At 37.3% G+C, this 13,073-nt stretch carries 10 protein-coding genes; 4 read left to right on the forward strand and 6 right to left on the reverse strand.

The genetic code is table 11. The features are described from left to right. Both NEOC95_RS00560 and NEOC95_RS00565 read right to left on the reverse strand, forming a co-directional pair. Positions 1-1,977: leucine-rich repeat domain-containing protein (locus tag NEOC95_RS00560; RefSeq protein WP_213150979.1), on the reverse strand; the 1,977-nt coding region annotated here is incomplete at its 3' end. A gap of 495 nt (positions 1,978-2,472) precedes the next feature. Next, positions 2,473-2,622, reverse strand: coding sequence for a hypothetical protein (locus NEOC95_RS00565; RefSeq protein ID WP_166157259.1), 150 nt, complete (start codon positions 2,620-2,622; stop codon positions 2,473-2,475). Positions 2,623-3,077: 455 nt separating this feature from the next. On the opposite strand from NEOC95_RS00565, the gene glgC reads away from it, so the two are divergent. The 4 genes from glgC (at position 3,078) to NEOC95_RS00585 (ending at position 8,473) form a co-directional block, all read left to right on the forward strand. Continuing rightward, a complete protein-coding gene (gene glgC / locus NEOC95_RS00570; protein WP_166157262.1) occupies positions 3,078-4,424 on the forward strand; it encodes a glucose-1-phosphate adenylyltransferase in 1,347 nt (448 codons plus the stop codon). A 15-nt stretch (positions 4,425-4,439) separates the two neighbouring features. After that, complete coding sequence (locus NEOC95_RS00575) at positions 4,440-5,192, forward strand: metallophosphoesterase (protein WP_166157264.1); 753 nt, start codon at positions 4,440-4,442, stop codon at positions 5,190-5,192. 1,202 nt (positions 5,193-6,394) lie between these two features. Further along, a complete protein-coding gene (locus tag NEOC95_RS00580; protein WP_213150980.1) occupies positions 6,395-7,786 on the forward strand; it encodes a protein kinase family protein in 1,392 nt (463 codons plus the stop codon). Positions 7,787-7,807: 21 nt separating this feature from the next. Continuing rightward, complete coding sequence (locus NEOC95_RS00585; protein ID WP_166157270.1) at positions 7,808-8,473, forward strand: hypothetical protein; 666 nt, start codon at positions 7,808-7,810, stop codon at positions 8,471-8,473. Between the two features lie 17 nt (positions 8,474-8,490). Here NEOC95_RS00585 and NEOC95_RS00590 read toward each other — a convergent pair whose 3' ends face one another. The 4 genes from NEOC95_RS00590 to NEOC95_RS00605 all read right to left on the reverse strand — a co-directional run bounded on the left by NEOC95_RS00590 (position 8,491) and on the right by NEOC95_RS00605 (position 12,938). Further along, positions 8,491-8,643 carry a hypothetical protein gene (locus tag NEOC95_RS00590; RefSeq protein WP_213150981.1) on the reverse strand — a complete coding sequence of 51 codons (153 nt, stop codon included), beginning with the start codon at positions 8,641-8,643 and terminating at the stop codon, positions 8,491-8,493. A gap of 582 nt (positions 8,644-9,225) precedes the next feature. Next, positions 9,226-11,238, reverse strand: coding sequence for a ribonucleoside-triphosphate reductase, adenosylcobalamin-dependent (gene nrdJ, locus NEOC95_RS00595; RefSeq protein ID WP_166157273.1), 2,013 nt, complete (start codon positions 11,236-11,238; stop codon positions 9,226-9,228). Positions 11,239-11,546: 308 nt separating this feature from the next. Beyond that, positions 11,547-12,527, reverse strand: coding sequence for a hypothetical protein (locus tag NEOC95_RS00600; RefSeq protein ID WP_166157276.1), 981 nt, complete (start codon positions 12,525-12,527; stop codon positions 11,547-11,549). 162 nt (positions 12,528-12,689) lie between these two features. After that, the gene (locus NEOC95_RS00605) at positions 12,690-12,938 is read right to left on the reverse strand and encodes a hypothetical protein (protein WP_166157279.1); all 249 of its coding nucleotides are present in this window, start codon (positions 12,936-12,938) and stop codon (positions 12,690-12,692) included. Between the last annotated feature and the right edge of the window lie 135 nt (positions 12,939-13,073).

Raw genomic sequence — 13,073 nt, forward strand, 5'->3', positions numbered from 1 at the left:
GCTTAAGTCAAGACTTTCAAGCTTAGAAAGCTGCCCTATCTCTGCAGGCAGGCTGGTGAGCTCGTTTTGATTTAATTCAAGCTCTTGCAGCTGAGACAATTGCCCGATTTCTGCAGGCAGGCTGGTGAGCTTATTTTGATTTAATTCAAGCCTTTGCAGCTGAGATAGCTGCCCGATTTCTGCAGGAAGAGTGGTAAGCTGATTTTGATTTAAGTAAAGCCTTTGCAGCTGAGGCAGCTGCCCGATTTCTGCAGGCAGAGCGATGAGCTGGTTTTGGCTTAAATTAAGCCCTTGCAGCTGAGACAATTGCCCGATTTCTGCAGGCAGGCTGGTGACCTCGTTTTGATTTAATTCAAGCGATTGCAGCTGAGATAGCTGTCCGATTTCTGCAGGAAGAGTGGTAAGCTGGTTTTGGCTTAAATTAAGCCCTTGCAGCTGAGACAATTGCCCGATTTCTGCAGGTAGGCTGGTAAGCTTGTTTTGATTTAATTCAAGCCTTTGCAGCTGAGATAGCTGCCTTATCTCTGCAGGCAGAGTGGTGATCTGGTTGTTTTCTAGGTAAAGCCTTTGCAGCCGAGACAGCTGCCATATCTCTGCAGGAGGGAAGGTAAGCTGGTTGCTGCTTAAGCTAATTATTTCAAGCTGAGAGAGCCCTCCTATCTCTAAAGGAAGAGTGGTGATCTGGTTGTTTTCTAGGTAAAGCCATTGCAGCTGAGATAGCTGACTTATCTCTGCAGGCAGAGTGGTGATCTGGTTGTTTTCTAGGTAAAGCCTTTGCAGCTGAGATAGCTGCCTTATCTCTGCAGGCAGAGTGGTAAGCTGGTTATTTCTTAAGTAAAGCTCTTCTAGCTGTAATAAACATTCTATCTTTGCAGGAAGAGTGGTGAGCTGGTTATTATCTAGGTGAAGTCTTTCCAACTTCGATAGCTGTCCTATCTCTATAGGAAGAGTCGTGATCTGGTTGTCGCTTAATCGAAGATTTTGAAGCTCAGTGAGCTGCCCTATCTCTGCAGGAAGAGTGGTGAGCTGGTTATCATTTAAGTGAAGTCTTTGCAACTGTGATAGCTGCCCTATCTCTGGAGGAAGAGTGGTGATCTGGTTGCGTTCTAAATAAAGACTTTTAAGCTGAGAAAGCTGCCCTATCTCTGCAGGAAGAACGGTAAGCTGGTTATTATTTAAGTAAAGTCTTTGCAACTGTGATAGCTGCCCTATCTCTGGAGGAAGAGTGGTGATCTGGTTACAGGCTAAATAAAGACTTTCAAGCTGAGAAAGCTGCCCTATCTCTGGAGGAAGAGTGGTGATCTGGCTGCCTTCTAAATGAAGGTTTTGCAGCTGAGAAAGCTGCCCTATCTCTGGAGGAAGAGTGGTGATCTGGCTGTCTTCTAAATGAAGGTCTTGCAGCTGAGAAAGCTGACCTATCTCTGGAGGTAAAAAGGCTAAGTCGATTATGCTTAATGGCAAGCATGTAATAGCTCCTCCATATCTTTCAATCCACCCCTTAAAGGACTCTCCTTTTTTTTCTAGGGACAAACTCTTGATTTCTTCTTGCTCTAAGTATTTTTTTCCACCAGGTAATTCTTTCCATAATAGGAGACGACTAATATTTAACAGATAAGATGCGTAATTAGCTGAGGTGAAATATCTGGTTTTCTCAAGGTTATCTTTAAACTCTAAAGGAGAAAGAGTGCTAGCTAGAGTAAAGACTTGCTTAAAGATTGCCTTTACTTTTTGTATGGGAAAAAGTCCATCTTCTAACTTATAAATTTTATCTAAGATAAGAGCATGCTCTTTAACATTTCCTTGAGGAAAGTGAACTTTAACTATTTGCTTATAAATAGAGGACATTACCTCACTATCTAAAAGGTGTCGCCATTTTCCACATACGCTAGATAGGGAAGGTGTGGCGCAATATTCTAAAATAGAGGTTAGCACTTCATCAGGCAAGTGCGCAAAAGCAATAGAAGCGTTAGTATTCATTTTATAGCCTTGGTTAAGATTTATCTAAATTCTTAAGTCACTGCTTAATAAAAGAATATAAAAGAAAACACAAAACGTACAAGATAAAAATGAGAATTAATTCCTAGTTTTTAAATATAGAGCAGACTTTTAACTAACACTTTACGTAAGTAGGTGTAGGAAGCTGCGCATAAACTTTTCTTTCATTTCTCTTCCAGCCCGATCTTTTTTAAGAAACAATCGTCATATTTTCTGGTTCTTTGTAACTTTATTATAATCTATCTTAAGTTCTTGAAGTCGTGTTTCTTTGTTTGCCCATACCCTAGTAAAGGTGCTTTATTGCCTAATCCTTTTTTAGGATGAATTAAGGATCGCTTAAGAGAAACATAATGAACGGCTTGTAAGGTTTTAGGCCGTTTTTTCACCCATGCTAAAAAATCTTTTTCTTACTCAGGCATTCAAGGTCTTTTTTCTTCTAATTATTACAAACCTTCTATCTTCTCCGATCCTTCTAAATTATGACAGTTGTAGCATTATAACCATTTCTAAATAGCGCATGTGCAATAACTTAAATACTTTTCCTGTCTGGCAGGCAAACTCCCTTTCCATCGCCTTAGCCACTGCTTTTAATGTATATAGGATAGCACTGGCTTTCTTTTTTACCATGGCGCTTAATCCCTCAGTAATATGATAAAGAGCTACCGGCAGGGTTTTCTCCTTTCTTAATATTCTTTCTCCCCCTCAATCATCATCCTTATTAAAATTTAGAAAAAGGCTAGTGCATATCCTCAAATGATAGAACTACAAGTTTTTTAAGCGTACTATTTTATCGTTGTAATTCTTTACTTTTTTAGGAATAGATCACCACTTTTAAACCCTTGTCAAGCTACTTTCATGCGGAAACCCCCTATCTTAAAAAGAAAGAGAGCAAAGCTAGAATGAACATTTGCTGCAAGGCTCCTTTAATTAAAAAAATCATATAGTTTAAATAACTTATATACCCTCGATTATCACCTTCAGAGCTGCTTAAAAAGGCTTAATCCTCCAAAATTAAATTGATTTCTTGATGTAATTATACTCTTTATTTAAAGTGCGGTTAAGTCACTTTTAGGAGAAATAATATGGCCACTTTACAAGCAAATCATTTAGGACAACATCCGACCATCCACCATACGACTGCTGAACTCTCATGTGATATGAGCCGTGTAGCCACCATTATCTTAGGTGGAGGGCAAGGCTCTCGCCTTTATCCTCTTACACGTTCTGATTGTAAGCCTGCCGTTACTTTTGGTGGTAAATATCGCCTTATTGATGTGCCCATGTCTAATTCTATTCATTCTGGTTGCCATAAAATATTTATTGTTACCCAGTTTCTTTCTAAAACCTTGCATGACCATATTTTTAAAACTTATCGACCAGGCACATTCACAGCTGGCTTTGTAGAAGTTTTGTCAGTGGAAGAAAAACCTCATACTAAAGCCTGGTTTCAAGGAACAGCCGATGCTATTCGCCAAAACCTTGAATATTTAACCGATGTTCCTATCGATTACTTTTTAATACTATCCGGAGACCAACTGTATCAGATGGATTACAAAAAAATGATGCAAGTTGCGCAACGGACCAATGCAGATGTGGTCATTGCTACCCTACCTATTGAAGAGAGTCAAGCTAACCGTTTTGGGATCTTAAAAATTGATCATAATGAACGTATTACCGAATTTGTGGAAAAACCTACAGATATGGAACAAGTAAAAGCATTTAAAGTTAGCGAAAATACCCTTAAAAAATTTCAACTTAAGAATAATAAAGAGGGCGCTTGCTTAGGATCGATGGGTATCTATCTATTTAAAAGAACAGCTCTTTTAAAACTCCTTCTTACCGATATGCGTGAAGATTTTGGAAAACATTTAATTCCCAACATCATTAAAAACGGCAATGCTGCCGCCTATCTTTATGATGGCTATTGGGAAGATATTGGAACAATTGAATCCTACTATCATGCCAATCTAGCCCTTACAGAAGATAAGCCGGAGTTTAATTGGTATGACGAAAAGCATCTATTAGTCACTAATAGTTTAAATCTTCCTGCGGCTAAAATTTACAATACCAAAGTACAGCAATCCATTATTTGTGAAGGCTCCGTAATCGAAGCCAAAGAAGTTTTTCATAGTATCTTAGGACCTCGTACTCAAGTAGGCACAGGCACTGTCATCAAAGATTGTTACATTCTTGGTAATGATCATTACCATTCCCCCATGCAAGACAATCAAACAGCAAAAAATTATCAAATTGGGCAAAATTGTTTGATTGAACGAGCGATCATTGACAAACATGCCTGCATCGGCAATAATGTCTGTTTAAATAATGCAGATAAGCTCACTCATTATAACAGTAACGAAATTTTTATACGCGATGGCATTATTATTGTCCCTCGTGGGGCCTGCATTCCCGATGGTTTTACCTTATAACTTTAAGTAACTTTAATGGCAATTTGGGCTCTAGCTGATTTACACCTTGCATTTGGCACCCCTGAAAAAAAAATGGATGTCTTTGGAGAGCCTTGGATAAATTATACAGAGAAAATTAAAAAGAATTGGCTTAATTGCATTCAGCCTTCTGATTTAGTTCTCCTTCCAGGCGATATTTCGTGGGCTATTCACCTAAAAGATGCTTTTGAAGATTTAAAATGGATTCATGAACTTCCTGGCACTAAAGTGATGATTAAAGGGAATCATGATTATTGGTGGGGTTCTCTTAGCAAAATAGAAAAGATTCTTCCTTCCTCTATTCATCTTATCCAAAATAATGCCTTTCATTGGAAGGAATATTCTATTGGCGGTAGTAGACTATGGGACAGTAGCGCGTATGATTTTAATGCTTATATCGAATTTAAAGAAAATCCTCGTGTAAAAACTTTGCTAGAAAAAAATGATCAGCCAATAGAAGCTGAAAAGATTTTTCAACGCGAATTACAGCGCTTAGAAAGCAGCCTAAAATGCCTTAATTCTCAAGCTTCCATTCGTATCGCCATGACTCATTACCCTCCTATTAGTGCCGACCTCAAAGACTCAGCCGTCTCCCAGCTGCTAGAGAAATATCATGTTAATACCTGCCTCTTCGGACATTTACATAATGTAAAAAAACATCTACCCTTATTCGGTGAAAAAAATCAGATTCGTTACATTTTAACTTCAGGGGATTACCTTGATTTTATTCCTAAGCTAATCTACAGCTAAATTTTTACCATCCTCTTTCTTCTTTATAAGGCTCTAAGGTAAAATTTCTTAATACTTTCAAAATTCTGAGACTACTAGGTACTTCTCACGTATTTAAAGCTTTTTCAACGCGCGTTATTGCACAAAAAACTTTGTGAACTTTACAGACTGAATAAGCAAAAAAAGCTTTTAAACTTGAGCTACTAACTTATTGGCTAAGCTTGAAAAAGGTTTAAGAACCCTCCATACAAACTTCCTTAAAGATGGCATAAAAACGCTGGATGCTCTTTTCTTCAAATCGAATCATAATCATCACTCGTTTTTTTAGGTGTTACCTTTATAGCTTGATCAAAAATGTTTTCGGTTTTTGCATGTAGATTCCCTCGATTACCTCTCACGGCGAGTAAGTAATAACCTCCTTGATTGCTAACATATTTAGCTGTAACCTTTTGACATCCAAGACTACCAATTAATTATAACTCTTTTAAATACCCAGCATGTTTAATAAGAATAGAATGGCAGTTATTTCTTTTGATCTTGTATCCGTAAGCAAGCCGGCCAAGTCTCTTACTTTTGGCTGCAAACAGATTAATCCTATGAATAGCTTTTCCTTCGCAAGCTGCATCTTGAGATGCCTCTTATTTGCCATCTATAGCAATTTCTCCTATGATAGCCCCTGCCTTAGCTGATGTCCAGCATATAAAACATCTTTCAAAATTTGAGGCAAAAACATAGCGAAAATCCTTCCTAAAGGATTATGTACGCCTGCTAGGCAAATTCCATGCTATTGCAGCCAAATTAGGTTGCAAGATACCCATCAATAGATTGTTGCCCAATCATTTGCACTCCATGAAACCGCTAAAATGCCAATGATAGTGATGTCAAATAGCTATAAACTTGGCTGCTTTGCTTCCTTGAATCTTCCAGAGCTTTAAATACAACAAAAACGCTATTTGGCTTATGAGTATTCATTTTCCTCTCCTTCTTCAAGGAAAAGAATGATAATCATATCCGTTGCTTTTCCAGCTTAAATCTTCCTGTAATTTTTCTAATATCCTCTAGTTTTTTCACTCTTTTGTCTACTGATATAACAATGCATTAATGATTAAGTATTTATTTATAATAATAATAAAAATTTTCATTTAATTAATTAATTTAATGTTTTTAATTTAAAATTAATTTTATAATAGCTTTATAAGCATAGTAATTTAATATGGTTATCTATGGATAATAGTTCACAGAGTCCATTTGTCAGAGCCAACCTTGATACCTTATCTTTAGAGGGCTGGAACATCCTTGTTGGCCAAATGTTAGATAGCCAACAGGAAGCTGTCAAAAAAGAGGGAAGAAAGTATATTTACCTAAACCCTCACGAGAATGAGATTGCCGTAGGCCGTAAGAAGGAGATTCCATCAGGTTTTACAAAACTAACTCATGAAAAGATAATAGAAATTTCTATTAGTAAGCTACCCCCCTATTTAAGTGAAGATCAAGTAATTGAAACGCAAAAGAGCATAAACAGAATTTTTAGCACAAAAGAACCACAAACTCTTTCCAAAAAGTTTTTTAGCATTTTTAGCTCTTCTTCTTCTTCTGTGGGAAGTAAGGTACCTATCGAGATAGCTATAAATCATCGAGCTGTTCTTGGAGAGTTAGAAAGAACACTACCAGAAACTGTTCAAATTCTACGCTCTATAGCAGGACAGACAGGAATATATTTTCTACATCATACCGATTATAGTGAGGCTCCTCTTGCTCTAAAATTAATGCCAAATCCTAGCACCCATGTGATCGCTGATCATTTTTATAGAAAGCTAAATTTTTCAACCCCTCTTTATACTACATTCCCTAGAGAATCAGAGTTAGGGCAACTAGCCTTAAAGAAGCTAGAAAATTTGGCGTTAAATGATTTAAGAGAAAAGCATCAGCTGGCAGAAGATAGCCAACAAGCAGAAATCTATGGGGAGAGAATTAGGCAATTAGAATATCAGCTAGAAAGTACTCAACATATAATGGTAATGAAGTATATTTCAGGCACACCTTTTGCTGAGCTGCCAGTAGATGAATTTATGAAAGCCTTAACGCAAGAAAAGATTTTATTGGATATAGGAGAAATGATCTTTTTAGACGTATTATTCCACAATACAGATCGCATGCATCCTGAAAGATCAAATAATTTGGATAATTTACTCTTACAAACTGAGCCCTCAGAGGGGAAGAGAAGTATAGCTTTAATTGATCATGATTTTAAAGTTGATAGTAGAAATTGGACAACTGTCGCTAAGACTCTTGAAAATTTAGCCAAAGGGAATTTAACTGAAAAAATTATTGATAATTTGTGCACCTCTATTAACTTTAAACTTAAAGATGATCCTGTAACAGCTGAGGAGTATCAGGAGAGTTTAAAGAAAGATGATAAAATTAGAGTGTTCTTACAAGAGGGTTTTCGTAAAGGAGCCCATAATTTACTAGAAGTTTGCAAAGACTCAGAAGTATTACCAGCATTATTAGATGTTTCCTCGCCTAATAATCCCTCTTCACAAGAAGCAGTGCTTTCTGATAGGGTAGAAACATTCAAAAAACTATTAAAAATCGTGAAAAAAGAATTTCATTAATAAAAGATAAGTAGGGAAAAAATGAGTGTACCTGTTAGAGGAGAATATCATGACTTGGCAGCTCGAGCAGATTTTTTAAAAAAGTTTACTTTAACATTTAGTAGCCCTTTAAAATTAAATAAAGATACCTATAATCGCATAAAATATTATGCACCAAAAGCTCTTAAAACCCATTTTCTATTTAATTTAGAGAAACTATATTATCAATTGATAAAAAAAAGCCACCCTGTTAATTATGAAAAATATAAGCTGATAGTCAAAGATGTAGAAAAGTATCTAAAAACCAAACAACAACAGCTCACTTTACTAAGCAACCATCTATTAGTAGATGCGCAGGATCCCTGGTTATTGGCTTACACTCAAACTAAAAACATGTCTTTGCAAGAAGCTAGTGAGCATCTACAAGATCTTTTATTTTCCTGGGAAGAATTAGCCAAATATGAGCTTGAAGACTTTATTCCTTTAGACTTAAAAGACTTGGACGACTACATACAGAAGTTAGATGAAATCTATCGGCCCTTATTAGAAAAAAGCTGCCCCGTGGAAAATAAGTCTTTAGAGAATCAAAAACTCAACGAGCTAGCTGATAGAATTTCTACTTTAAGAGATAAAATTGAGCATCATAATTTCTCAGAAATCTCTCAACTATGCCAAAATATTCGGGCTATTATACATGTTACAAGTTAAGCTAGGATTAACATTTATCATTGACAGATGGGTAGAGGACCAAAATTCATAAAAATTAAGGATAATGATAGGCGGGCCTGTTGGAAGGCAATATCATGATTTGACAGCTGGGGCAAGTTTTGTAAAAGTTGCCAGAGTATAGTAAGCTTAAGATGCGATTCTGCAGGCATCTATAAATTTAAAGATGCTTGCAAATTGCTAGTTTTTTTAAAGGCTGCCCTTTTTGATTCCTATTGATTCCTTCTCCTGAAAAATTTAAGGAGCACTATCCCCAGATCGCTTACATATAAAAAGTTTTGCAGGTAGGACTATAGCTTACCTAGTACGCATGTAGGTATGGCTTCTGCAAGAAAAGCTAGAATAGATTTCGCTTACCGATAAAGAGTTCTGATGCAGGTCTAAAGCACCTCCCTTCATCTTGCGCCCTAGGCAGACTAACTACTTAAAAAGGCCTTACGTGCAATGACTAAGTTTCTTAAAGCTTCTTTTACGCAGTCGATAGGAAAAGCCTTAAAGAACTAGCTGATTAAGTCTCTTTATTAAGAGTCAAGATTAAAAATTAAACTCTGTTAAAAATTTCTCTCCTCTTTAAGAGATCTAACCCCTACACTCTATTAAAAACTAAAACCAGCAAAGTGCATTTTTTTTAATTTAAAAGCTATTCCTAGTAGAGGGTCCATTTAAGGATAACTAAGTAGCAAGCTAAGGTCCAATGCTTGCTACTTAGTCTCTTTTCTAGCTTATCGCCTAGCTTAACGGACGGGGCAAGCACCTGTTGCACACGCAGCTTCTAGCTCTTCATCGCGCATTTCAATGCCTGAATAATCGATATCTTTCAACTTAGCCACATAGGTATCATAGTTTTCTTTAGTGACCACTTCCTGTGGTAAATAGGCATATCCTAGGTCTTCGGCATTTTTTGTAGGATCATTACGAAATAGGAAGGAGACTCCTACATAAGTATCCCAATTCTCTAACAGCCAGTCAATAATAGCAGGAACCTCGGAGGGATCATAAGAGATGGTATTGGAAACATTCTGCTCACACCATGTTTCTTGTAAAAGTTTATACCACTCGAGCTGATGAACAGCCGAATCGGTGTTTACCTCTACCTCTTCCACTTTGCCATTCTTCCTGGTGACCATCATCCGCGTAAACGAAATGCCTTCAAATTTTACAGGAAATTTAACAAGCACAGATTCTGGCTCGTAAGGTTTTTCTACCACCGTATAGCCTGCAGCGCGAAAACGTCCCACTAATGGATCATGCTTAGAATAAGTAATATTATTGAAAATATATTTTCCTAGCGGTAAATGCACCCCTTCTGGCACTTCACCCCATTCTTCTGTTCCCATGATTTTGCTTAAGGTGCCACTAGGTTTCACGCAAGTGACGTTTTTAGGCAAAGGAGAATTAAGCTCATTAGCCATACTATAAGCTGCACTTACAGTGATATTACGCATACGCTTGTAATCATAGGCAGTCAGATCACTTCTTGCACGAATACCTGTTAAACCTACCCCACATAGATGGAGAAAATCATTATTGAGATGCCAAGCTTCTTGAAGGATTTCATCTCTTAAGTTAACCATCGTTTGACGATAGTTCATTCTGCCGGCTAGATAAAGGGCTCTCTCTAAGCCAATTTTATCCCCTTTAAATGCTAATACATTTACCTCGGTTAAGTTGCAAAAACTTTTATTACCTAAAAGAATCTCTACACATGGATTACAGCCTTTAAACCAAGGTGCCCTCCTTTCAGCCTCCATGGCATTAATAAAACCAGGTTCTGATCCTCCAGAATCCATCATGAGTTGAAAAAGGCTTTCTAATTCTGCTTTGGTTGGTTTTTGGCGAAAAAGAAGGCTATTATTGGATTGTTGACGATGAGCATTTCCTTTAAGCCACCATTCTTTTTTTGCTACTGCAAACTCTTCCCATTCTGGTTGAGCATATTCAAATAGCGCAATCTGGGCTGAGCGGCGGCTAGAAAGAATGGTACCCAGCCAATTGACGATATCTAAGATATCTATGCGAGTCAGAAGCTGATCAGCCCGGTCGGATAAAATTTTAGCAATCGCTTTAAAGGCTTTAGCAATTTGCTCATCTCCTGATGAAATCCAGCCATACCCTTTAAGGCGTGTCCCTGCAGGTCGGATCTCAGAAAAATCAAGTACTAAAGTTCTAGCAGGATATTTACCTGCCACTAGTTTACCCACAGCTTTTGCCCAAGCAATCGCTGAATCTCCGACTTTAATTGTCCATGTTTTTGTTTCAGGATCATAAGTTTCTACATTATTCTGCTCGCCACCTTTGCCTGTTCGATTAGAACGAATCACCCGAATCTCTTGTAAAGGCCTACGAAAACCGTTTAGAGTGCCAGTAATAGGCCTAAAGCCTACACCGCAACCTTGTAACAAGAGCCAAAGCACATCGACAATATCATAGACTGTTTCCACATGGGTATAAGAACAATTAAACATGCTAGACTCACGTTTACGGCTCAACTCTGTTCCACCCAACCATAAAGTTCTGCCGGCAGGTGCTACTTGACGATTAAGAATAAGCCCGCGTAGCTCTTCCAATTCATCATCTTCGCGATCACTCAGATTACGCCCTAAAGCTCTTTCCCACAGCCAATGCTGATGGCTAATTACTCGTTCAACAACTTGATCCCAACTTTCTAGCAAAGTTTCTCCCTCATTGATAGGGCGATGATATGTTCTCAAAGCTGTGGCCATAGCCCTTGCTGTTGGTTTTGTCATGATCTTTAATCCTTACATAGATAAAATATTTTAAAAATCTCTTTCTTTCTTTTTCTAAAAACACAAGATGTTGTGGTATAAAAGCAAAAAAACCACTACCGCTTGTGTTTTTAAACGTCCAAGGTATCTCCTTTTTTGCCTTAAAAGTCAATATCGACTTTTTTTTTAAATCCTCCCTGGGAAGAAAGAAAAGAAGAGCTTTTAAGTTATTGATTCTAAAAGAGCTGAAGCGGATTAAAAAACCTTTTTTCAGTTATCTATAGTTTTAAGGATAAAGAGCTTAAGTTTACTAGAAAATACTTTCTTTTTTATTTGAACATCTTCACAAGCTCTGCAAGCTTCACATCTTTAAGTTGGATTGGATTATCTAAAGCATGCGAAGCTCTTTGCTTTAAAATTTTTTGGATTTTTTGCTCTTCTTGCTCTTGATCTAATAAATGATAGTAGTCAGCACAGATTGTCAAAAGCTCTTGAAAGTCCTCTTCTATTTCAAGCATAGGAAATGTTTGACGGACAAGTAGACGAAATAGTTCAGGAGTGCCTCCATTGGATAAAAAAGTAAGAACTTCTAAACTCAAATCTAAATCCTGCGCTTTTTTAATGCGTTGAATGAGGTGCAAAATTATTTCATCCGAGTTTTCGGGCTCAGAACGATAAAGAAGGCGTGCCCGCAAAAAATCAAACCAAGCTACATCCTTACAATAAGGTCCAAAGCTCTCTAGCAAATCAGCTGCATAAGGATAATGATGATCGTCAATCTGCTCAGCAATATAATCATATAGAAATGTTTCCAAATCATGGGCGCATCCTTGAGATACCATTTCGAATATCTCCAAAGGGTCTGCTCCTTCATCAGCATGCTTACCAAGAATCATCTCTAGATTAGACATTGCATCTTGAATGTCTGCTGGATAAGCACATTTTCCTTGATCATAAGCAAAAATTTGATGATCTAATTCATCACAAAAAATGGATAAACAGGGCTTTTCATTTACAAAACGGCGCCATAATTCGAAAACCACTAAATATATTTGATCTTGCTCACTTGCCTCTAAATTTAAATCTGCGACTAAACCCTCGCACAGCTCCTCCGGTGAATCCACATCTTGCGCCAACGCCAGCAGGGAAACTTTATCTAAAGCCATATCTTTTTGACGCAATCTTTCAAATAAATCTTCATGAGAAAGACGACGATAATCCTCAACCTGCCAAGGTTGCACCTGGGTGTTAGGATCTAACAACCAATTTATACGCAAAGAATTAAACAAAGCACGCCGCTCAATATTCATAGGAGTATGTCACCCTTTTTTATATAAAAAATCATAGCATATTTATAATAAATAATCTAGGTAAGTAAGCAAGAAAGATAAAGAAGTTTGTAGACGAAAACGCTATTAAAGTTAAATTAAAAAGTAGGTGAAAGTTTAAAAGAATAAAGGAGCTATCAACATTTAATAATCTCTAACTCGGGAAAGCTGCTTTTCCATTTGATGAACACGCTCTTGCAGTTCGACAAACAACACTTCTAAGGCTCGGCATTTTCTGTCAAATTCTAAAGTATTTTTCAAAGTACCGTCTAAAGTGTTTTTTAGAGTAAGATAGGAGTTGCTTAAAACAGGGCAAAAGGTTGAGCTTGGTAAGCTCCATGCCTCTGAATTACTTTCATGCAGCGTGGGTCTATCACTGTCTTGTGCTATCATTCTTTTTCTCCAAAAGTAATGTGCTGACCAGAATATCAAAAAATTCATATTAATCACAAGCGAAAATTAGGAGCCAGGCAGATATAGAAGCTATACAAAATGTTCGTGAGTTTAAGGTAGCTTAGCCTCTTACAA

Source organism: Neochlamydia sp. AcF95 (assembly GCF_018342455.1).
Lineage (GTDB): Bacteria > Chlamydiota > Chlamydiia > Chlamydiales > Parachlamydiaceae > Neochlamydia.